Genomic DNA, 23034 nt, shown 5'->3' with positions numbered 1-23034 from the left:
GAAACTCTCTGCCTATCGCTTTAAACATTATAGATTAATAGCTTTTACTTCATCGATATTTTCAAGCTGTGCCACAAATGCTAAATCTTCGTCTGTTACAACATTATCAATCGTAAGCATCATAACGGCTGTACCACCAACTTGTGCTCGACCAACTTGCATGGTTGCAATGTTGATATCTTTTTCTGCTAGTTTAGTTGCTACACGACCAATTGCACCTGGTTTGTCAGTGTTTTTAATATAAAGAAGATGCCCTTGTGGAATAACATCCACCACATAGTCCTCTACTTTTACGATACGTGCACCTAAACCGTTTAATAACGTACCAGCTACTGTATGCGTTTCGTTTGCTGTAATAATTTCAATCGTAATTAAGCTTGTAAAGCCTTTGGCAGTTGTCGTTTTATGCTCAATAATTTTCATGCCAATACGTTCAGATAGGTAGCGAGCATTGACATCATTTACGTGATTACCGTGGTTTTTAGCTAATAAACCTTTTAATGCATTTGAAGTTAATGGACGAACATCATAGTTTGCTACTTCGCCAGCATAAGATAAGTTGATTTCTTTTACAGGCTCTGTCGTCACTTGTGATAAGAATGAACCAAGTTTTTCAGCTAATTCAAAGAAAGGTTCAACTTGTGCAAGAAGTTCTTTCGGAATAGATGGCATATTCACTGGATTCGTCACAGTGCCCGTTTTATAAAATTTGATGATGTCATTTGATACATCCACAGCTACAGACTCCTGTGCTTCAATCGTAGATGCACCTAAGTGAGGTGTTGCGATTACTTGAGGTAAAGTAAGAAGCTTATGATCTGTTGCTGGTTCAGAAACAAATACATCTAGGGCAGCACCTGCTACTTTTCCTGCTACGATGGCATCATATAAATCATCCTCATTGATTATACCGCCACGTGCACAGTTGATGATACGTACGCCATCTTTCATCAACGCAAATTTTTCTTTATTAATGAGATTACGTGTTTCGGGAAGAAGTGGTGTGTGTACAGTAATGAACTCAGCTGCTTCACAAATTTCTTCAACTGTCGCCTTTGTGACACCTAATTCTTTTGCGCGCTCATCAGTTAGGAAAGGATCATATGCCATAACATTCATACGTTGACCTTTTGCACGATAAGCAACTTCAACACCGATTCGCCCAAAGCCCACAACACCCAAAGTTTTATTTTTAAGCTCTACACCAACATAAGATTTACGGTCCCATTTCCCATTTTTTAATGTATTAAAAGCTTGTGGAATATGACGTGCAAGTGATGTCATCATTGCAATTGTATGTTCAGCAGCAGAATTTGTGTTACCATCTGGTGCGTTGACAACGATAATGCCATGTTCTGTGGCAGCAGCAAGGTCAATATTATCGACACCTACACCAGCACGACCGATTAATTTTAAGCTTTTTGCTGCTTCAATCACTTCGCGTGTCACAGTAGTTTGAGAACGAACTAGTAATACATCTACATCTGCAATTTTAGCGATTAATTCTTCAGGTGCTAGGCCTGTGTCTACGATAATGTTTAAATCTAAATCTTTTTCTTGGCGTAATGGGAAAATACCATCATCACTTAGTGGATCAGCAATAAATACGTTAATTGTTTTTGTGGCAATAATCATTATAATTAGCTCCTTTTTAATAAAAATTGGTTGTGGCTTTATCTACGACAGTCTGAAATTTGTAAAATTCAAACATTTTACAACATGCAAACAATCTCCTTTCCAAATCGAAAACAATATAAAAAGCCTTTCACGCCTTACAAACACAGTTATTGTGTTGTAAGGGGCGAAAGGCTATAAAAAACATTAGTTCGCGGTACCACCCTTAATCACTGCTAGAAAAAACTATTCTTGCAGTCTTAGCAATATGCGTAACGTGCATGGGACGGATAAGCTTACTTTAGATTGTTCAGCTTAACTATTTAGGAGTGGAACTATTATCGTAGAAATCACTGATTTGCACCAACCATCAGCTCTCTTTGGATTTTCTTACGACTAGTATGTCTCCCTCGTTATATTTTTCTGTGATTAAATTTGTTAACATCATAATCCCTATTGTTCACCTTTGTCAACATTTTTTCAAAAAAATTAAAAAAACATGGACTTCGAAAGTCAGATAAATAATTAAAAGCGAACTATTTAAGTATTTGTTGAGATAAATGTTCGTCTTTATGGGATGTACAATGAAAGCGCTAACGATATTTGAAAAGTCCGATCTTATCAGGATTCCATGAAGAGTATAGTGGAAATATTATATGGTAATTAAATGGAATTAATTAGATGATTTATGCTAGAACTTGATTGCACTCATAAAAGAAGGCGAACATTTTATGTTGTCACATTTTAGACAAAACTTTAAGTTTTAGAAGGTAAATAGACTATAGGAGAAGAATTTTAGTTTAGGATGATTGATTTGGGGGTGTAGTAATGAAGTACGATGTTGCAATAGTCGGTGCTGGACTTGCAGGCTTAGTGGCAGCTTGTGAGTTAGTCGATGCAAAGAAGAAAATTCTTTTAGTAGATCAAGAGCCTGAAAATTCAATGGGAGGACAGGCATATTGGTCTTTTGGTGGCATATTTTTGGTGAATTCTCCTGAACAAAGAAGGCTTGGTATTAAGGATAGTAAGGAGCTGGCATGGCAAGATTGGCAAGGGACAGCAGGCTTTGATCGTTTAGAAGATGAAGATTCCTGGGCATATAAATGGGCAAGAGCCTACGTCGATTTTGCTGCTGGTGAAAAATACGATTGGTTGAAGACGAAGGGTATTAAATTTTTTCCTGTTGTTGGCTGGGCAGAAAGAGGTGGCTCACTTGCTGGTGGACACGGTAATTCAGTGCCGAGGTTTCATATTGTATGGGGTACAGGGCCAGGGATAGTCAAGCCGTTTGTGGATAAAGTAAAGAAGGCAATAAAAGAAGGCTTTATTGATTTTAAACCAAGACATCGTGTGGATGAATTTATTCAACAAGATGGAAATATCATGGGGATTAGTGGGACTGTGCTAGCAGAAACCTTTATTAATCGAGGTGAAAAAAGTTCGAGATTAGGAGTCGGAGAATTTTCTTATGAGGCTGCAGCCGTTATTGTGGCAAGCGGTGGTATTGGGGCAAATTTTGATTTAGTGAGAAAAAATTGGCCAGAACGATTAGGGACTCCCCCTAAAAATATGATATGTGGTGTCCCGGCTTACGTAGATGGTAGAATGCTAGAAATTACAGAGCATGCAGGGGGACGTATTGTTAATCGCGATCGTATGTGGCATTACACCGAAGGATTAAAAAACTGGGATCCGATTTGGCCCAATCATGGAATACGAATTTTACCCGGTCCCTCCTCCTTATGGTTTGATGCAGAAGGTAATCGATTTCATGCGCCTAACTTCCCAGGATTCGACACGCTCACCACATTAGAAACGATTCAAAAAACAGGCTTTGATTACTCCTGGTTTATTCTAACTGAAAAAATTATTGAGAAAGAATTTGCTCTATCTGGCTCAGAACAAAATCCAGATTTAACAAATAAAAGCATTGGCGATGTTTTAAAAAGGATAATGCCTGGACCACCTGCTCCTATCCAAGCCTTTAAAAATCATGGCGAGGATTTTGTGATTGCAAATGATTTAAAAGAGCTAGTAGATGGAATGAATAAACTAGCGGGGAATGAACTACTTAATTTTATGAAAATTAAAGAGCAAATTTTAGCAAGGGACCGAGAAATGGACAATAAGTTTACTAAGGATTTACAGGTGAACGCCATTCACGGTGCAAGAAATTATATAGGGGATAAGTTGGTACGTGTTGCCAAACCACATAAAATTTTAGATACTAAAAATTGGCCTTTAATTGCTGTACGTTTAAATATTTTAACAAGAAAAACCTTAGGGGGCTTACAAACAAATTTAGATGGTGCTGTGTTAGGAATGGATGGCCAGCCTGTACCAGGATTATTTGCTGCTGGCGAAGTAAGTGGCTTCGGTGGCGGTGGTGTACACGGCTACCGTGCTTTAGAAGGGACCTTTGTCGGGGGCTGTTTATTTAGTGGTAGGCAGGTAGGGCGCTTCTTAGCGCAAGGGTAATGCCAATTATATTCTGATAAAAAGGAAGAGCATCGCAATGAACGATGCTCTTTTTGATAGATCGAAAATGTTTAGTGTTTGCCAAGTAATTGATCAAAATAGCATTATCTATTCACGTTTTGAACATCAGCAATTTTAACGATTTGCTCTTCTACTTGCTCTGTAGTCCAGCCATGCTCCTCAACGAAGAAGTTATGTTTGGCACGACGGCATTCATCAGAGCAGCTACGCATATAAAATGCTTCGTGCTTTTCTTCACATAGCATTAATTTATGGCATTCTGGGTTAGCGCAGTTCGTATAACGTTCAGATGGTTCGCCTGTGAAATAATCTTCCCCAATAACAACATGCTCCACTTGATTGATCGGCACACTACGACGATGATCAAAAACAAACATTTGCCCATCCCAGAGTTGACCTTTTACTTCAGGATCTTTTGCATATGTGGCAATTCCACCATGTAATTGACCAACGCTTTTTCCATAGCCCTCACGTTTTAACCATCCAGAGAATTTTTCACAGCGAATTCCACCTGTACAGTAAGTTAAAATCTTTTTATCAGCGAATTCTGCTTTATTTGATTCCATCCAAGCTGGCAAGTCACGGAAATTTTCAATATCAGGGCGAACTGCGCCTCTAAAATGACCAAGATCATATTCATAGTCATTACGTGCATCGATAATAATTGTATTCTCTTCTTGCATTTGTTCCATAAATTCTTTAGGAGATAAATACTCTCCTGTTATTTCTAAAGGATTGATATCATTTTCTAAACCTAAGTGGACGATTTCGCGGCGAGGGCGAACATGCATTTTTTTGAATGCGTGTCCTTCAGCTTCATCAATCTTCCACATGATATCGCTAAATCGAGGGTCCGCCTTCATATAATTCATGTAAGCATCTGTTTGTTCAATAGTCCCCGAAACAGTTCCATTAATACCTTCATGACCAACTAAAATTCGGCCAAGAAGTCCGATTTCTTGGCATAACATTAAATGTTCTTCAGCAAATACTAGAGGGTCTTCAATCGTAATATATTTATAATAAAGTAATATACGATAGTCTTTTTGTGTCAAAATACGTAACCACCTTTATAACAATATTCGTCCTTTAATATAGCATAACAAGAGCAAATTTACTTAGAGGAGGAGGAGTTTTCTAAAAAAACACGAATAGTACATAGTGAATGACTATTCATATTTGGGGGTAATGAAGATGGAATTTTCAACGATTACTTTAGAAATGTTAGATCGTCGTGCAACTTTAACGTTGAACCGTCCACAGGCAATGAATGCTATGGATGATGTTATGATGCGAGAACTCGCTGAATGCTTTGAGGCTTTGCAACACGAACAAAATATACAGGTACTAGTTATCCGTGGAGAAGGGAAGGTCTTTTCTGCTGGAGGCGATATTAAAGCGATGCTCGATACAAACAAGCCTCTAAATATTGATGAGGCGATGGTTTATCTTACACGCATTGTTAAAGCATATTATCAGCTACCAATGATTGTAATTGCGGCAGTTCATGGTGCATCTGCAGGTCTTGGTTTTAGTTTAACACTAGGGGCAGATATTGTTGTGGCATGTGAAAATAGTAAGCTAGCTATGAATTTCATAGGAATAGGGCTGGTTCCGGATGGGGGCGGTCACTTCTTTATGAAGGAGCGTGTAGGAACTGTTAAAGCTAAACAAATGATTTGGGAAGGGAAGGTTCTTACAGCAAAAGAAGCATTAGATACGGGGTTAATTGATTATATTGCACCGGAAGGCACCGTATTTGCAATGGTAGATCAGCTTGTTGGTAAAATGCTTGCTTCACCAATTTCTTCTATGATTACGACAAAAAAAATTCTACATGCTCAAAATTTATCGCAACTCGAAAATATCCTTGTAATGGAAGCGGAAGGGCAATCAGCTATGCGTAAAACGACAGATCATTTAGAGGGTATTCATGCATTTGTAGAGAAAAGAACACCTGTCTTTGAAGGGAAATGAAAATAGGAAAAGGCACGTAGATTTCCTACGTGCCTTTTCCAAATTATTAAACATGGAATAAAATTAATTTACCTGATGCGTTTACAAGACGATGAGTTTTGTTGGCAACACCTTTTTCTTCAATTTGTTGTTGACCATTTAATTTAGCAGTCTCATCATTTTCAAATGTCCATGTTTCATCAAACAATGTTTCCCCTGTTTTTTCGAAAGCTGTAAAACGATAATTCTCCATACAAACCCCACCCTTTTACTTAAATATATATCTATTATACATAGAAGATTTATAAACTTCACGGTAAAACTAGTAAACTTTTTGATAAATTACGAAAATTGTGGAAAAAGTAAGTCGACGCATTTTTTCAGTTATACCATTTTTCTTAAATCGTGAAGTATGATAAAATAGAACAAATATTCGGTTTTGTAATCATATTACTGCTTTGGTTGATAGTTAATAGTAACTATCCAAGGTGGGAATTATCTATAGTTGAGGTGATTGGATGTCAGCAATTCGTTTTTTTCATATGGCAGATTTACATTTAGATAGTCCATTTAAGGGCTTATTTGGCTTACCTGAACACATTTTGAAGGAAATTCGATCAAGTACCTTTGATGCTTTCGATAAAATTATTCAGAGGGCGATTCAGGAGCAACCTGACTTTTTATTGATTGTTGGAGATATTTATGACGGGGAGAATCGCAGTTTACAAGCCCAAAGAAGATTTCAAGATGCAATGGAGAAGCTTTTTCAACACAATATTCCTGTGATTATTAGCTATGGAAACCATGATCATTTAAAGGGAACTTGGACACGCTTTGCTTTACCAAGTAATGTCTATGAATTGCCCAGTGAGACAAGTGTTGTCCAGTTAAAAATCCGCGGTCAACAGGTCCGTATATACGGTTTCAGCTATAGTGAACGCCATTTGAAGAAATCGGTTATTGAAACGTATCCAATTGCTCAGGATCCTCATGCCATTCATATTGGTATGTTGCACGGCAGTGAGGCCAGCGATACTTCACATGCTTTGTATGCTCCATTCACAAAACAGCAGCTGCTTGAAAAGAACTATCATTATTGGGCTTTAGGACATATTCATAAACGACAGCTCTTACATCAAAACCCTCCTATAGTTTATCCAGGCAATATTCAAAGTCGTCATCGTAAAGAACAAGGAATAAAAGGTTTCTATGATGTGACTTTATCCCAAGCAGCTTGTGAACTTGATTTTATCCCTACCTCCGCCATTGTTTATAGCACGATAGAGGTAGATTGTACGGATGTGGTACATGCTAATGAATTACTCAAAAGATGCGAAGAAGCAATCGCGGCCAATCGGACTACTTTGGGAGCATCAGTAGTTGAGCTACATTTAAAAAATATTGATGAACAAACGGAAGCCTTGTTTGAACATGCAACGGTGGATGCTTGGTTGGAGACCATTCGAGAGGCGGAAGAGGGTCTAGAGCCAATGTGTTGGGTACAAAAAATGGTGTTGCAAAAGTCTTCAATTTACTATGAACATTCTGCTTCTACGCAATCCGTTGTGAGTTTAATGGAGCAATGGGACAGTAATGATTGGAAGGATATACTAAAAGACTTGTACCAGTATGCTGGAGGCGCTAGGCTGATAGAACCTTTAACCGAAAAGGACATGAAAAATCTAACGCACAGTGCACAGGCACTATTGGCAGAAGAAATTCAAAGGGCGTGAAGCACATGCTGACAATCAAAAAAATACAAATTTATGGCTTTGGTAAGCATGAAAACCTGACAATTTCCTTAAATGAAGGCGTTACTATTTTTTATGGATTAAATGAGGCAGGAAAAACAACAATTCAGCAATTTATTTTACAAATGTTATTTGGCTTTCCAACAAGGCAGCAGACACAGCGCAAATATGAACCCAAAGCTTCGACGAAATTTGGCGGCCAACTGACATTATTGCATCCCATTCATGGTCAATGCATCATTGAACGTGTGAAGGGCAAAGCTGCAGGTGATGTCACTGTTTATCTTGAGGATGGCACAACGGGACAGGATGAGCTGCTAGCAAAGCTATTATATGGCTATTCTAGAGCCTCCTTTGAATCCATTTTTTCTTTTTCATTGCATGAGCTTCAAGGCATTGAAAAAATGTCTGAGGAGGAGTTAACACATCTTCTTCTTGCTTCTGGTACAACAGGCATCCAGCACTTATCCGCTCTTGAAAAGAAAATGGATAAAGAGGCGAACGAGTTATTTAAAAAAACAGGTAAAGTTCCAGTGATTAATCAAAAAATTGAGCAGTTAAAGCAACTGGAACGAACGATTAAACTGGAACAAGGAAAAATCCAAACATTTGAGGATAAGTTACAGCAATTGCAACTTCTTGAGCAAAACCTTGAGAACTTGTATGCCATTCAAAAATTGCAACAACAACAGTGGCTACAGCTAACTGTTCAAAAACAGGCATTACCTCTTATCAAGCAACAACAGACTTTGCAACAGACATTGGTTAACTATCAGCATGTTCAGTTTCCTCCAGAAGGCTTAAGACGTTATGAACAATTAAAGGACCGTCTTTTACACGAAAGTCAACAGCTGATGCAATTAAAAGAACAATATCAATCTTTACAAAACAAAGTGCTTGCAACAGTAGATGAGCAAACGGTAAACGAAATGGGCCGTCTCATGCAAAAAGAGGCAATATGGCATCAGTTGACGGTGAAAGAGCAAAACTTACGAGACGATCTCTTTATGCTAGAGCAAGAAATTGATGCGCAGTTTCGTTTATTAGGTGTACAAGAGAAAGAGGCACAGGAGATTCTTCTCGGGGAAACAGTATCCTTACAGCAGGAACAACAATTTCAACATCAATTAAAAAAGCTAGAGGATGCGGAAGAGGAGCTAAAGTTTCACTTACGTTCATTAGAGCAAGTCCATCATGAGTTAGATGCCATCACGCAACAGAAGCAAAGGCTAAAGCGCGAGTCATTAACAAAGGAAGAAGAACATATTTTAGCACAGTGGCCTCAACAAAAACGAAGGCTTGAGCAATTGCGTGCTGCCAAATCCCAACGTACTAAACAAAAGCAGCCCGATATTTTTTTCTGGATGGTGTTATTTATTGGTTTATTGTCATTTGCTTATGGTATATTCCAAAAAAATGTGGCAGTGGCCGTTATTGGCGCTGTTTTAACAATGTTAACAATATTGTTGATGAGATTTGTTAGACAAGCAACCGAGACGCCGAATAAAGAACAAAGTCACCTCTTCCGACAGTTAGAACAAGAGGAAACGACTGTACAATCTATATTCTTAAAGAAGGAAAGACTGGAAGATCGTTGGTTACATGTCAATGAACAGCAAAGTGAAAAGGAGCAGCAATACACCAAACTTGAATATAAAATTCAACAAGCAGAATTGGAAAGTGAGGAAGCTTCGCAGTCATTGCAGCATTATTTAAAGCGCTATCGATTACAGGGCACAATAGCCAGAACGTTAATGCCAGAATTATTTATGCGTATACGGGGTGTGCAAGAGCTGGCAGTTAAAAGGAAGGGTAATAGTAGCCTTTTGCAAGAAACTCAGGATGAAAAGAAAAGTCTCTATGAACAGCTTCAACAGGTGCTAGATGGAACTTTTAATGAACATGAAATATATGTGTATCTACGCACAGCCTACCTTGAAGCCCAACAACAACAACAGCGAGTACAGCAAACAAAAGATCAGCTAGCTGATATCGAGAGGAACCTACAAGGTGGACAAACAAGGATGGATCGTTATACCACTGAGATGACACAGCTATTGAACGAAGCGCAGGTACAAAACGAGCAAGCGTATTATGAGAGGTATGAGCAATTTGAGCAACAGAGAAAAATTACGACTGAGCTTCAAACTGTCCAGGCTCAATTAGCTTCACTTAATTTCCCTCATGACAAGCATCTGATAGAGGACTCTGTTATAGAGGATATGCGTGTTTTAGAACAAGAGCAAGATTCTTTGCAGTTGGAGATTGACCGATGTCTTGAACAACGTGCTGCACTGCAGATTGAAAAAGAACAGTTATTAAATGATGAGAAATATGGAAAATTGTTGCAACAGTTTGAACAGGAAAAATCAGAGTTGCAACAGCTTATTGAGCACTGGGCAACGAAAAAAGCTGTGGCTACTGCCATTCATGAAACATTATTTCGTCTTCGAGAAGAAAAATTACCTCATGTTTTATTGAAGGTCAATGCAATATTTCGTTTACTAACAGGAGGAAGATACGATCAACTGGTGATTCATGACGAAGGCTACTTTGTTGCGCAAGATGTGGCTGGATTCCGTTATCAAATGGTTGAATTATCGCAGGCAACTAAGGAGCAGGCCTACATTGCATTGCGTATGGCGCTTGCGCAAACGTTGACGACCTCAGCGCCATTCCCAATCATTATGGACGATCCATTTGTCCATTTTGATCGAAACCGTACAGACAAAATGGTACAATTAATGAAAGAAGTAGGATATGAACATCAAATTTTGTATTTTACTTGCCATGACGCAATGCTCAAACATTGGCCAAAAGAGAAAATTATTGATGTAGGAGCACTAGCAAATGAAAGGGGAGTGGCGTCAACATGAAAGGAATTACAACGCTCCAAGTTGGAGAATCAGTTGATCAATACTTATTAATTAAACAAGCGACAAAAGGAGTTACTACTGTTGGAAAGCCATTTATGTCGCTAATATTACAAGATAAAAGTGGAGATATTGAGGCAAAGCTCTGGGACACAAATGAAGATCATGAAAAGATGTATCATGCTGAAGCCATTGTGCGTGTCGGTGGAGAAATTCATGACTACAGAGGAAAAAATCAATTGCGTATCAAAGCAATTCGTGTGGCAAAGCCAGAAGAAGGAATTGCCATTCATGATTTAGTGCCCTCCTCTGAAACACCAAAGGAACAATTATATGAAGAATTGAATCAATTTTTCTTTGATATTAAAAATCCAAGTATTTCTCGTATTACGAGAGCGGCAATTAAAAAACATCAGGACGCCATTTTAGTTTTTCCAGCGGCCACTAAAAATCATCACGATTATGCTTCTGGCTTATTAGATCATATGGTGTCCATGTTAAAACTAGGTAAGGCCATTGCCGATTTATATCCAACTCTTAATCGTGATTTGTTATATGCAGGTATTATTTTGCACGATATTGGAAAGGTTGTGGAGCTGTCTGGTCCAGTTGCCACGATGTATACAGTGGAGGGCAATTTATTAGGACATATTACGATTATGGTGAATGAAATCGCTAAAATTGCTAGTGAACTAGAAATTGAGGGTGAAGAAGTGATGCTTTTACAGCATATGGTTTTATCGCACCACGGCAAGGAAGAATGGGGTAGCCCGAAAAAGCCAATGATTCAAGAAGCGGAAATTCTTCATTATATTGATAACATCGATGCTAAGATGAATATGCTGACAAGAGCACTAGGTAAAACGGCACCAGGTGAATTTACAGAGAGACTCTTCCCACTGGATAACCGTTCATTTTATAAGCCTACTTTTTAAATAATTGTGAAATTTTAGTTCGTTAATAACTATTTTTAAGTGTATTTATGTAAGTCTAATTATGTATCTGTGGAATATTAGTACCTATCCATTGTACCAATACTGTATTTATTTTAGAATAAAGGAAGAATTTATAGGAATGGGGAAAAACAATGGATAAAGAGGTACTTGTTTCACGTAAAATTAAATTTTGGAAAAGCTTAATTTTCAAAATGATACTAGCTATTGGTATCAGTTTATTTATTAGCTCACATATTTCAGAATTTATTAGTCAACAAATCGAAAAGGTAGTGGCGTTAGATGGTAGTGCTGGTGTTGCCATAAATACCTTAATTTCGCTATTTATTGGTACAGTAATCATTTCGTTATGTACAAGGTATATCGTCTTAAAGCGTGTAAAACGTGTGTTAAAAGCAATGACACAAGCAGCAGATGGTGATTTAACAATACGTATTGATGATAAATTGAAAGATGAAATCGGGCAATTATCGACTGAATTTAATCATATGTTAGAGCAAATCGGCATAGTCATTGAAAAGGCGAATAAAGCATCAACAGATGTTTCTGCCTATACAAGTGAATTTACAACTATTACAGAGCAAAGTAGTAACACAGTTGAAACAATTTCTGTTGCTATAGGAGAAATTGTCGCTAGCGCAGAAGGACAATTGAAGCAAATGGACTTATTATCTGAATCTGCTAATTTAATTTCCAAAGATATGGATCATGCTTCCTCTGCTGTGCAAGCAGTTTCAAATATAGCAAATGAAACGAATCAAAAGGCTGATTTAGGATTACAATTAATTGAGCAAACGATTGAAAAAATGAATACAATTAATGAATCTGTTCATCAATCAACAGAGGTTGTGAATGCTTTAGGAGAAAAATCAAAAGAGATTAGTACTATTGTGGCACTAATTACAAGCATTACAGATCAAACAAACTTGCTTGCATTGAATGCATCCATTGAGGCGGCTCGAGCAGGAGAGGCTGGTAAAGGATTTGCAGTTGTCGCTGATGAAGTAAGAAAACTAGCAGAGGAATCTGGTAAGGCTGCTGATAATATCCGAACATTAGTGGATGATATCTTAAGCCAAACATCAAGTGCAGTTTATGCTATTAATAGTGGCACGCAATTTGTGGAAGAAGGGCGAGAAGCTGTTGAGCAGACAGGCGGTGCTTTTAAAAATATTGTAGAATATTTACAACAGATTAGCCATTGTACAAGGGAAGTTACGGATATTGTATTGCGTGTAAATGAAAAGGCAAGTCAAACCGATTATGCAACGAAAGAAATTGTAGGTATTGCGAATGGTACGTCTTCAGGTATACAGCATATTGCGCTATCAATTGAGCAACAAACTGCCTCTAATGAGGAAATTGCAAGTGCAGCAAATGTGCTTCAGACGATGTCGAATGACTTACAAGCTGAAATAAGCCAATTTAAAGTGAAATAGAAAAAGATAAAGGGAGCATCTGAAATGTGAGATGCTCCCTTTTGATTTTGTTCTATTAGAGGAAAAGTATAATCATCCTGATTATTTAGATTCTTTATCAGTATCTTCTGCTTTGTCGCCAGACTCTTCTTTAGCAGCTTTTTCATCTGCTTTTTTAGCAGCTTCCTCATCTGCTTTTGCTTGTTCTTCACTTGTTGTTGTAAAGAATTCTAGTGAACCTTTTAAATCTTTATCAGAAGTTTTAACATTCGCATCTTTTGCCATTTTTGCAACAATGTCTTTTAGAATAGTTTGTGCTTCACCTGTTTGGTTCAGCTTACTTAACATTGTTGTGCGAATTTTTTCTTCTTCATCTTTAAATGAACCGATATCTTTCACATCACGCTTGTCCGTAATTTCGATTACGTGATAACCAAAGCTAGATTTTACTGGCTCACTTAAAGTGTTTAATTCAAGCGCATAAGCAGCATCGTTAAACTCATCAACCATCGAACCAACAGAGAACCATCCAAGCTCTCCACCTTTTTGTGCAGAACCTGTATCAGTAGAGTACTCTTTTGCTACATCAGCAAATTTAGCGCCACCTTTAATTTTTTCGATGACTTCTTTTGCTGTTTTTTCATCTGCTACTAAAATATGACGACCATTTAATTCTGTTTTCATTTGCTCGTAGTATTTTTTCACATCTTCTTCTTTAATAGCTTGATCTTTTAAAGCTTTTTCTTGAAGAAGTTGAACACGTAAAGAATCTTTAAAGCCTTGTTCTGTTAAGCCACTTTCAGCAAGTGCTTGTGCAAAACCATCACCGAATTGTGAAGCTGTTGTATCGTAAGCTTCTTTAATTTCTTTATCAGTTACTTCATATTTGTCAGACAATACTTTTTCAGTCACCATTTGCTGTAATACATATGAACCTGTTAAAGCTTTGGCTTTTTCATTAAAATCAGCAACTGAAATATCGCCAACTTTAGAAGTAACGATTGCTTTGCTATCTCCTCCGCTACAAGCACCGAGCGCTAAAACAGAAGCAGCTAAAGTTAAAGATAAAACTGTCTTTTTCATAGTGGATATTCTCTCCTAACATGGTTTCGTCCATTTTTTACTATAACATAAACGTTTTAAAAACAAAATGGTTCCCCTTGAGTATTGCCTATATTTCAAATTTTGAAGCGCATAGGATATAGAAAAGAAAGGGGGTGAAGTTATGGGCAACGGAGGATACGGTGGCGGTGGCTACGGCTCAGGCTTTGCTTTATTAGTTGTGTTGTTTATTTTATTAATTATCGTTGGCGCAGCGTTCCTATACTAATTAATAAAACAGCGAAAAGCTAAGAGATTCATTACTCTTAGCTTTTCTTAACAATGTCAGACATTCGCGCCGCATGCCAGAGATCCAAGCCATTAGTAATGGTTTGAACAAGTTGTTCTATGGGGGCTCAACTTATCTTTGAGCGTGCGGATGTGCGCGAATGTATTTTACTTTTCCGTTATACTGCGTATAAAATTTCAATATAGAATGAAACAAGTAAAATGGTAATAAGTATATTTATAGTTCGGAATATTTTTGGCTGGTTTTCTTCGGGAATTTCACGTCGCATGCATAGAGCATATGTCATGCGATTAATTTGAAATAAATAGAATACCGAGAATAGAACTACAATCATTAATAGCAAGTCTATTCCTCCCCTCTTTCAATAGTAATAGCATAACAAAGAACGCCATTAAAAAACAAGTACAAGCAATTTAGTGAACGGTTGGTGGAACTAAAATTTCATAGCCCTTAGGTGTTTCTTCAATTTGTGAATTTTTGGGAGAATTCAATAAATATTTCACGTAAAGAATATCAATCAAACATAGACTACAGTGATACGCTAACAGCAATGTGCCATAATGTGTATATGCTGGTAATAGCCAAGTACCTATTATAATACTAGTATTGAGAACGATAAAAGGCGTAAGAAGTGCTAAAATATAACGATTTTTAGATAAAGGTTCACGAATACGCATGTGTAAAACTGGAATTAGATAAAATTGAGTGCGTACACGCAACTTTAAATGCTGGCGTAAATCATATAGTGCCAGAAAATGTAGGAACTTGTGTACCGGATAAAGTGTTAATACAGCTATCACAAAGAGCCAGAATAAACGATCTGTATAGTGCTCTTCATTGAATAAATTAAACGTCACATACGTTACTGAAAAAACGGATAAAAAAGTAATGACACCCATTATAATAATACGCGTAGTGCCGTAATGATGTTCAAGATTTAAAATTTTCCAACAGTGCATGATTTATTATCAACTCCGTAAATAGGAAGTGTCCTATTTAATGTAAATTGAATTGTCTTAGAATGCAAGAGAAAGGAGGTACTTCAGAAATATTTCTGAAATACCTCCTTTCACATGATTTATTCCTGAATGAACAGCAAGAATCCTCAGGAAAATAGCTGTACTATAGCCTTATTTTATCCTTTTACAGTTGTACGTTCTTCAATCGTGTCAAAGGAATCTCGAAAATGTTGGAAGGAGCGTTCAAAAATATCAATGAAATCCTCACCATAAATATTACGAATGACAGCCATCACGTCTAAAAAATCAGGGAAACGGCCATATAAATCTTTTAAGGCCAATGATCCTTCTAGTACGGAATGATAAGTGTTATGGTAATTTTTATTCATTTCTATAATGAGCTCGGTACCAGTTTCTGTTAGCTCAACATACGTATTACGCTTATCATCATCACGCTTCGAAAACTTAAGGAAGCCACGCTCTTCTAATTTTTTGGAGAAATTAAATGCTGTGGACACATGCATTACTCCAAATTTTGCTACATCAGAAATGGATGCCCCTTTTAAATGATATGAAATCCATAAAATATGGTGTTCATTAATATTTAAATCATAGGGTTTAATCCATTGTTGCCAATCTTTTTCAACCGCTTTCCATAGAGCTTTCGATAATTGCGCGATTCTTTGACTATAAAGCATAGCTTCTTTTTGTGTATATAATTCCTCTGACAAAACCATCACCTACTGCTTTCTTTCACATTTTTAAAAATATTATAGCAGTAAAGAAAAAAAGTTTAAAGTTAGAAAAATTAAAAAATTGAAAAGTGGCTAAAAAATAATATTATAGCAATAGTTTTTGATAAAAAAATAGATAAATCACCATCCGAAAAGGACTTTAGTCGCTAACTTTTTCCTGCGGTTTTTTCTTATTTTCTGTGAATTGTGCAATGTTTTTCTCGATTTCGCTTATCGAATTCTGTAAAGCATCTAATTCTTGTTGTAAATTATTTTTACTTGGCTCGATTTCTTCTGCAAAAGTAGTAATTGTTTGTTTTAAATCATTTATTATTTGGGGGATATTATTTTTGACTTCGTTTGTTAATGTATTGACAGATTGTTTCACAGTCCCTACTTGTTGTTTTACATCGAGGAGCATACCTTTTGTTTGATCTACATTTTGTTTTATAGTTGTACGTAACTGCTGGCCTGATTGTGGAGTTGAAACTAGGACAGCAACTGTTCCACCGACAATACCTGTTGTTAGTCCAATTAAAAATGGTTTTGCTTTCATATTATATACCTCATTTCTTGTCATGTTTAACTACTATTAAACCATGAAATGCACGAATACAAAAAGAAAAAAGAAACTAAACGAGTGATTGACTATCACAGTTCAGCTTCTTTTATATTTAAAGTTAGTATTTATGAAATTTGAGAAATGGCTGTCACGAATTTAGAGCGCTTCACTAATTTTGCAACGATAGGATAAATGATGGCAAAAGCAACGACGTTAAATGCGACTGCTGGAAGGACAACCCCTATAAATAGCATCGCAAACGTTGCACCTACATTTGCATTGAATACAAAAAGTGCTACTGCTAAAAATACCGTACCTGATAGAATGGTACCCAAACCAACTAAGACTGCAGAGACAGCGAAATTATTTGCTATCTTTTTTAGAATGAATACAGCAGCTAAAAATACAAAGCCTGTCACAGCTTTATCGATAATGTTTGGAACAAGACCAGCAGGAAATGTTGTGAACAAACCTGAAAGTACCCCTGTTGCTAATGAAAGTAAAAACGTTTCTTTCACTGTAGGAAACAATAAAATGCCAATGAACATCATCGTCAACATGAAATCTGGTTTCATGCCGTTAATCATTCCTGGTGTAACCACATAAAGGGCCGCACCGATACCAACTAAAAGGGCCATTAATACTAAATTCTTTGTATTCATTTTTTATCTCTCCTCAACTAAGCTAATCTATTAGTTTCCCAACGTGTCCTCTTGACCGTTAGCGAAACTTATTTGTGATTGTACGCTAAAATTTTTATATTTGCAATACAGTATTCGGGTTATTAATATGTTAATATATGACAAATGTTTTTTATAAGTTGGCTTTAATACTTTCCGCTACTTCAGCCAATTGTTCTGGTGAATATTTTTGCGTTTGCCAAATTAAACCTAAACCTTCTTTTTCATCATAACGCGGAATAAAATGTAGATGATAGTGGAACACAGTTTGTCCAGCTGCCGTACCATTATTATTAATCGTATTCAAACCTATCGGCTGGAACGCAGCCTTAATGGCATTCGCAATTTTCGGTGCAGCAGCATACAAATTACGTGCAACATCCTCAGGCATTTCGTATAGGTCTTGGCAGTGATGTTTTGGAATTAGTAAAGTGTGACCTTTTGCAACTGGTGAAATGTCTGTAAATGCATAGACATGATCGTCTTCATAAACTTTTGTACTTGGAATGGATCCATCGATAATTTTACAAAATAGGCAATCGCTCATGAGATTTTCCCCCTTAACGTATATGTAAATTCATTCTATCATACTCAAACCTGTATCATTTGCTAATTTTTGATAAAATATAAAACAAGAAGAGGAGTGAGGATATGTCAGTATTAGAGGTACAGCATGTGACAGGTGGATATACAAGAAAACCTGTTATTAAAGATTTATCTTTTTCTATTGAAAAAGGAGAGCTTGTTGGCTTAATCGGTTTAAATGGGGCCGGGAAAAGTACAACGATTAAACATATAATAGGAACAATGTTGCCAAAAGAAGGGGACATCCGTCTAAATGGGGTAACATTAAAGGAAGATACGGACAAGTACCGTACAGCCTTTTCTTATATTCCAGAAACCCCTGTGCTATATGATGAGCTAACATTAAGTGAACACTTAGAATTAACAGCGATGGCTTATGGTATTGATAAGGCAACCTTAGATGCTCGTTCAGCTGTACTATTAAAAGAGTTTCGAATGGAGAAAAGATTAAACTGGTTTCCTTCACATTTTTCAAAGGGAATGCGTCAAAAAGTTATGATTATGTGCGCCTTTCTAGTTAATCCTAGTCTTTATATTATTGATGAGCCTTTTGTGGGATTAGATCCACTTGGAATTCAATCATTATTAGATCAGATGGATGAGAAGAAAAAAGAAGGTGCTTCTATATTAATGTCTACACATATCTTATCAACTGCCGAAAAGCATTGTGATCGAATTATTTTATTGCACGAAGGAAGAGTTCGAGCACAAGGAACGATGGCAGACTTGCGACAAACATTTGCGATGCCAAATGCAACATTGGATGATCTTTATATTGCTATGACAAAGGAGCGGGACCATGAAGAACTTGCGTGATGTATGGTCCTCTCGCTTCATGCATTATATAGGAGAAGTACAAAAGTATATGCAATTTATTTTTACAGGGCATATTGCGATTGTACTTGTATTTCTAATTGGAGCAGGAGGCTACCAATATAGTGAATGGTTGAAAGTTGTACAGGCAGATTTCCCAGCAGAAATAATTATTGCTGTTTTTGTAGGCGTTTTATTGGCTTTTAGTCGTCCTACTACGCTATTGAGAGAGCCAGACCAAGTGTACCTATTGCCCCTAGAGTCAAAGATGTCGCTGTATTTTGGGAAGGCTTTAGCTTGGACGTTTTGGTCCCAAGTGTGGATTGTAGCGATTGCCTTCATTGTTAGTATCCCATTATTAAAAGCAGTGACTGATTTAACAACGATTGAAATTTGGTCGATATTCATTCTTGTGATTGTGCTGAAATATATAAGTGTTCAAGGAGAATTCAGCTATCGATATAGTGAACGTGGTCAAATGGTTTGGGTGGACAGGCTTGTTCGAGCAATCATATTTGCTGCAGCTGTTTATATGGGCCTTCAAGCTCAGTTCATGCTAGCTGTTGTCGCTATAGTAATTAGCGTCATTTATATGATTGTCTTTAGAAAAAAATCTGTAGGGGAACCAGTACCATATGAACATTTTGTAAAGCTTGAACAAAATCGTATGATGAGTTTTTACCGTTTCGCTAATTATTTTACAGATGTACCTCATCTACATGGAAGCATTCGACGTCGAAGTTGGATGGACTGGCTTTATAAATTCGTACCATATGGAAAAAATAACGCTCAAAAGTATTTGGTGTATCGCACCTTTGTTCGTACAGATGATCATTTCTATTTATGGGTCCGTCTTACGGCGATTTCAGCAGTGATTGCAGCCTTCGTAGACATTCCTATAGTCACATGGATTGTTGCTGGTGCTCTAAGCTTTGCGACAACTATTCAATTAAAACAAGCACTACTAACAAGTGGAGAATTCCGCATGGACATGCTGTTTCCGGTGCCAGATAATGCTCGTCAAATAGCTGTGAAGCAGATTGTACGAATAGCTATGGTTACACAAGCGATTATCGTTGGTTTATGTGCGATTACACAGCCAATGTTTTATATTGCAGTTGCCATTGTTTTAGTAATCAGTGAATTGACTGCGAGAGTTGCTAAATAATGAAAAGCTCATCTTCCCAATAATTGTTGAGAAGATGAGCTTTTTTGTCATATACCTATTCTGTATCTTCTTTCGGTATAGCATTATAAGTTGTTACATAGGAAGCTGCTGAGAAGATGTTCTGCTGATTTACACCTGTTGAATCATCTCTTTGAGCATGCGCATTTTCAAAAGCTTTAGAGCTTTTCCATGCTTCAAATGAATGCGGGCCATGCCATTGTGTCATGACAATATAAGTATCATTTTTGATAGGACGTAGTAATCGGAAGGACACAAAACCTGGCTCATCCTCAATGGCATGTGAACGTTGTAAAAAGCGATGTTCGAAAACGGGACGTCCTTCATCTGTTACGGGAATATTATTAAAAACAAAGAATCCGCGTTCTTCTAACTCGTTTACCGAATCTAATACTTCAAATTTGCGAGGTGTGGCAAAAACAGATTTTCCTTCTGTTTCATGAATTAATACGGAGTTTCCTTCTCCGTGAATTAAGACCATATGTTCATTTGGATACTTATTTTTCAGCTGTTCTAAAAAGTCACCAGTACCAGAAGTTAAATAAATATACATCAATTTATCCTCCTTATGAATCTTATTAATTATAGCGTGATTATACCCTTTTCAGCATAAGTCTAACGCTTTGTCCAAAAAGAATCTGTCTAGAATGAACAATTTTATGACATTTCACTAGGAAAACTATACAATAGCAGAGGAAGCGTTTACTATTGAAAACGGATATCAATAATAAAGGAATAAATAATACATTTTTTTCTTGATGCAGCAAGTGTTTTTGTACCGAAAGCAAAAAGTAAGGTACAGATTTCTCTTTCTTCTATAAGGGGAGGTAAACTCACTGAATCAAGATAAAGCCTATGGTGAATGTAAAGATTTTGAAGAGAAGCTTCTTGAGGCAAACTCGAAAAAAATCTAGATACAATTACGCCAAAGCGTAAAGGGATAGTAATGAATTTATCGAGGGGAAGGAATTATTCATGACAACTTTTAACGATACACTTCTGCGTGCTGCACGTGGAGAAAGGACAGCACACACGCCAGTATGGTATATGCGTCAGGCAGGACGTTCTCAACCAGAATACCGTGCCATTAAAGAAAAATATTCATTAGAGGAAATTACACATCAACCTGAGCTATGTGCGTATGTCACTCGTCTACCTGTAGAAAATTACAATGTTGATGCAGCAATATTATACAAAGATATTGTCACACCTCTTCCTGGGATTGGGGTAGATGTAAAAATTAAAGCCGGCATTGGCCCAGTTATATCTAATCCTATTCGTTCAGTTGCAGATGTTGATAAATTAGGTGAATTCAATGCAAAAGAGCATACCCCATTTGTATTAGAGACAATTAAGATGCTAACAGAAGAGCAATTAAATGTTCCTCTAATAGGTTTTGCTGGAGCACCGTTTACGCTTGCAAGCTACATGATTGAAGGTGGTCCTTCCAAAAACTATAATAAAACAAAATCATTTATGGTATCGGAACCACAAGCTTGGTTTGCGTTAATGGATAAATTAGCTGACATGATTATTGCAGATGTCACTGCTCAAATTAAAGCTGGTGCAAAAGCAATCCAAGTATTCGATTCTTGGGTTGGTGCCTTAAATGTTGAAGATTACCGTGTATTTATTAAACCAATTATGACGCGAATTTTTGCAGAATTACAAAAAGAAAATGTACCATTAATTCAATTTGGTGTCGGTGCGAGCCATTTAGCGAAGGAATGGAATGATTTACCGATTGATGTTGTAGGCTTAGACTGGCGTTTACCTATAAAAGAAGCACGTGCAAATGGCATTACAAAACCTGTCCAAGGTAACCTAGACCCATCGCTATTATTGGCAGATTGGTCAGTCATTGAAAAACGCACAAAAGATATCATCGATCAAGGTTTAGAAATGCCAGGTCATATATTTAACCTTGGTCACGGTGTTTTCCCAGAGGTTGATCCAGATGTCTTAAAACGTTTAACTACACTTATTCATGAATATAGTGCACAACAAATTCAAGCTCGTTCTTAAAATAAGCGAATTCAAATGTGAAATGTATCCTTTTCTATGTGTGGAATTTTCATCATAGAAAGGGGGCTGTCCAACATGATAGATTGGGCAGCTTCTTTTTATCACATAATGTATAAAAACATAAAACAATTTTAGAGGTGAAAAGGGTAATGAAAGAAGTTAAAGGCTTATTGGTAATGGCATACGGAACACCCTATAAAGAAGAAGATATTGAACCTTACTATACACATATTCGTCATGGTCGCAAACCTTCGGAAGAGCATTTAGAAGATTTACGTAGTCGCTATGAAGCAATCGGAGGTTTATCTCCTTTAGCAGCGGCAACACAGGCACAAGCTGAAGCTTTATGTGCACGTTTGAATGAAGTACAGGATGCTGTAGAATATAGATTGTTTATTGGTTTAAAGCACATTCATCCATTTATCGAAGATGCAGTAGAGCAGATGGTGGCAGAGGGAATCAAAGAAGCGGTATCAATTGTTTTAGCCCCTCATTTCTCAACATTCTCTATTAAATCTTATAACGGTCGTGCTGTAGAGGCAGCAGGAGGTCGCTTAACGATTACTTCTGTAGAATCTTGGTATGATGAACCAAAATTTATAGAGTATTGGAAACAACAAGTAAATGATACATTTGAAAAAATGTCTGAAGAAGAACGTGGAACAGCATGTTTAATTGTGTCAGCCCATTCACTTCCTGAAAAGATTAAAGATTTAGGCGATCCTTATGAGGATCAATTAATTGAAACAGCTCGACTTATTCAAGAAGCAACTGGTTTGAAAAATGTTGAGGTTGGATGGCAATCTGCTGGTCAGACACCAGAGCCTTGGATTGGTCCAGATGTTCAAGACTTAACACGTGAACTTTATGAAGAAAAAGGCTTCCGTTCATTTGTTTATACGCCAGTAGGTTTTGTAACAGAACATTTAGAAGTGTTATATGATAATGATTTTGAATGTAAAGTTGTTTGTGATGAACTAGGCGCAAAATACTATCGTCCAGCGATGCCAAATATACACCCATTGTTTATTGATGCGATGGTAGATGCGATTCATAAAAAATTAAGCTAAGCGAA

General features: G+C 37.0%; 22 protein-coding genes and 1 other annotated feature. Of the genes, 11 read left to right on the top strand and 11 right to left on the bottom strand.

From position 1 onward, the window contains the following. Nucleotides 1-27 precede the first annotated feature (27 nt). Complete coding sequence (gene serA, locus AO843_RS10875) at nt 28-1635, bottom strand: phosphoglycerate dehydrogenase (protein WP_054611146.1); 1608 nt, start codon at nt 1633-1635, stop codon at nt 28-30. Nucleotides 1636-1794: 159 nt separating this feature from the next. Then, nucleotides 1795-2037, bottom strand: a binding site (T-box leader). 405 nt (nt 2038-2442) lie between these two features. Here serA and AO843_RS10870 point away from each other — a divergent pair. Continuing rightward, nucleotides 2443-4092 carry an FAD-binding dehydrogenase gene (locus tag AO843_RS10870; RefSeq protein WP_054611145.1) on the top strand — a complete coding sequence of 550 codons (1650 nt, stop codon included), beginning with the start codon at nt 2443-2445 and terminating at the stop codon, nt 4090-4092. A 104-nt stretch (nt 4093-4196) separates the two neighbouring features. Here the strand turns inward: AO843_RS10870 and AO843_RS10865 are convergent, their stop codons facing one another. Continuing rightward, on the bottom strand, nt 4197-5168 hold the full coding sequence (locus tag AO843_RS10865) for an oxygen-dependent tRNA uridine(34) hydroxylase TrhO (protein ID WP_054611144.1): 972 nt from the start codon (nt 5166-5168) through the stop codon (nt 4197-4199). A gap of 139 nt (nt 5169-5307) precedes the next feature. On the opposite strand from AO843_RS10865, the gene AO843_RS10860 reads away from it, so the two are divergent. Further along, entirely contained in the window at nt 5308-6090 is a 783-nt protein-coding gene (locus tag AO843_RS10860; RefSeq protein WP_054611143.1) for an enoyl-CoA hydratase, read from the top strand. 46 nt (nt 6091-6136) lie between these two features. On the opposite strand, the gene AO843_RS10855 is transcribed toward AO843_RS10860, so the two are convergent. Further along, complete coding sequence (locus tag AO843_RS10855) at nt 6137-6322, bottom strand: YhzD family protein (RefSeq protein ID WP_054611142.1); 186 nt, start codon at nt 6320-6322, stop codon at nt 6137-6139. A gap of 265 nt (nt 6323-6587) precedes the next feature. Between AO843_RS10855 and AO843_RS10850 the strand changes: the two genes are divergently transcribed. The 4 genes from AO843_RS10850 to AO843_RS10835 all read left to right on the top strand — a co-directional run bounded on the left by AO843_RS10850 (nt 6588) and on the right by AO843_RS10835 (nt 13085). Next, nucleotides 6588-7802 carry a metallophosphoesterase family protein gene (locus AO843_RS10850; protein WP_054611141.1) on the top strand — a complete coding sequence of 405 codons (1215 nt, stop codon included), beginning with the start codon at nt 6588-6590 and terminating at the stop codon, nt 7800-7802. 5 nt (nt 7803-7807) lie between these two features. Next, nucleotides 7808-10696, top strand: a complete 2889-nt coding sequence (locus tag AO843_RS10845; protein ID WP_054611140.1) for an ATP-binding protein — start codon at nt 7808-7810, stop codon at nt 10694-10696. Next, nucleotides 10693-11628: a 3'-5' exoribonuclease YhaM gene (yhaM, locus tag AO843_RS10840; RefSeq protein ID WP_054611139.1), complete on the top strand. Its 936-nt coding sequence runs from the start codon at nt 10693-10695 to the stop codon at nt 11626-11628. Before AO843_RS10845 ends, yhaM begins: the two co-directional genes overlap by 4 nt. Before the next feature lie 152 nt (nt 11629-11780). Then, complete coding sequence (locus AO843_RS10835; protein ID WP_054611138.1) at nt 11781-13085, top strand: methyl-accepting chemotaxis protein; 1305 nt, start codon at nt 11781-11783, stop codon at nt 13083-13085. Between the two features lie 81 nt (nt 13086-13166). Here the strand turns inward: AO843_RS10835 and AO843_RS10830 are convergent, their stop codons facing one another. After that, on the bottom strand, nt 13167-14147 hold the full coding sequence (locus tag AO843_RS10830; protein ID WP_054611137.1) for a peptidylprolyl isomerase: 981 nt from the start codon (nt 14145-14147) through the stop codon (nt 13167-13169). Nucleotides 14148-14289: 142 nt separating this feature from the next. Between AO843_RS10830 and AO843_RS24000 the strand changes: the two genes are divergently transcribed. After that, nucleotides 14290-14394 (top strand): YjcZ family sporulation protein, encoded by a 105-nt coding sequence (locus AO843_RS24000; protein WP_004230765.1) that lies wholly within the window; start codon nt 14290-14292, stop codon nt 14392-14394. A 178-nt stretch (nt 14395-14572) separates the two neighbouring features. Here the strand turns inward: AO843_RS24000 and AO843_RS10825 are convergent, their stop codons facing one another. From AO843_RS10825 to AO843_RS10800, 6 genes are all read right to left on the bottom strand, one after another. Next, nucleotides 14573-14758 (bottom strand): hypothetical protein, encoded by a 186-nt coding sequence (locus AO843_RS10825; protein ID WP_008173337.1) that lies wholly within the window; start codon nt 14756-14758, stop codon nt 14573-14575. 70 nt (nt 14759-14828) lie between these two features. Further along, the gene (locus AO843_RS10820; RefSeq protein WP_054611136.1) at nt 14829-15374 is read right to left on the bottom strand and encodes a DUF3267 domain-containing protein; all 546 of its coding nucleotides are present in this window, start codon (nt 15372-15374) and stop codon (nt 14829-14831) included. A gap of 176 nt (nt 15375-15550) precedes the next feature. Continuing rightward, nucleotides 15551-16111 carry an HTH-type transcriptional regulator Hpr gene (locus AO843_RS10815; RefSeq protein ID WP_054611135.1) on the bottom strand — a complete coding sequence of 187 codons (561 nt, stop codon included), beginning with the start codon at nt 16109-16111 and terminating at the stop codon, nt 15551-15553. A 157-nt stretch (nt 16112-16268) separates the two neighbouring features. Beyond that, complete coding sequence (locus tag AO843_RS10810) at nt 16269-16664, bottom strand: YtxH domain-containing protein (protein ID WP_054611134.1); 396 nt, start codon at nt 16662-16664, stop codon at nt 16269-16271. Between the two features lie 131 nt (nt 16665-16795). Next, a complete protein-coding gene (locus AO843_RS10805; RefSeq protein WP_054611133.1) occupies nt 16796-17332 on the bottom strand; it encodes a tryptophan transporter in 537 nt (178 codons plus the stop codon). A gap of 151 nt (nt 17333-17483) precedes the next feature. Beyond that, nucleotides 17484-17897: an HIT family protein gene (locus AO843_RS10800; protein WP_054611132.1), complete on the bottom strand. Its 414-nt coding sequence runs from the start codon at nt 17895-17897 to the stop codon at nt 17484-17486. Nucleotides 17898-18001: 104 nt separating this feature from the next. On the opposite strand from AO843_RS10800, the gene AO843_RS10795 reads away from it, so the two are divergent. Further along, nucleotides 18002-18751, top strand: coding sequence for an ABC transporter ATP-binding protein (locus tag AO843_RS10795; protein ID WP_054611131.1), 750 nt, complete (start codon nt 18002-18004; stop codon nt 18749-18751). Beyond that, a complete protein-coding gene (locus tag AO843_RS10790; RefSeq protein WP_054611130.1) occupies nt 18735-19916 on the top strand; it encodes an ABC transporter permease in 1182 nt (393 codons plus the stop codon). Before AO843_RS10795 ends, AO843_RS10790 begins: the two co-directional genes overlap by 17 nt. 55 nt (nt 19917-19971) lie before the next feature. Here AO843_RS10790 and AO843_RS10785 read toward each other — a convergent pair whose 3' ends face one another. Next, nucleotides 19972-20487, bottom strand: a complete 516-nt coding sequence (locus AO843_RS10785; protein WP_054611129.1) for an antibiotic biosynthesis monooxygenase family protein — start codon at nt 20485-20487, stop codon at nt 19972-19974. Between the two features lie 422 nt (nt 20488-20909). On the opposite strand from AO843_RS10785, the gene hemE reads away from it, so the two are divergent. Both hemE and hemH read left to right on the top strand, forming a co-directional pair. Then, nucleotides 20910-21959: a uroporphyrinogen decarboxylase gene (gene hemE, locus AO843_RS10780; RefSeq protein WP_054611128.1), complete on the top strand. Its 1050-nt coding sequence runs from the start codon at nt 20910-20912 to the stop codon at nt 21957-21959. Nucleotides 21960-22108: 149 nt separating this feature from the next. Continuing rightward, the gene (gene hemH, locus AO843_RS10775; RefSeq protein ID WP_054611127.1) at nt 22109-23029 is read left to right on the top strand and encodes a ferrochelatase; all 921 of its coding nucleotides are present in this window, start codon (nt 22109-22111) and stop codon (nt 23027-23029) included. Nucleotides 23030-23034: the final 5 nt, after the last annotated feature.

Source organism: Lysinibacillus sp. ZYM-1 (genome assembly GCF_001308875.1).
GTDB lineage: Bacteria > Bacillota > Bacilli > Bacillales_A > Planococcaceae > Lysinibacillus.
Note: the sequence above shows the minus strand (reverse complement) of the source record. Positions and strands in the feature narration are given on the sequence as shown.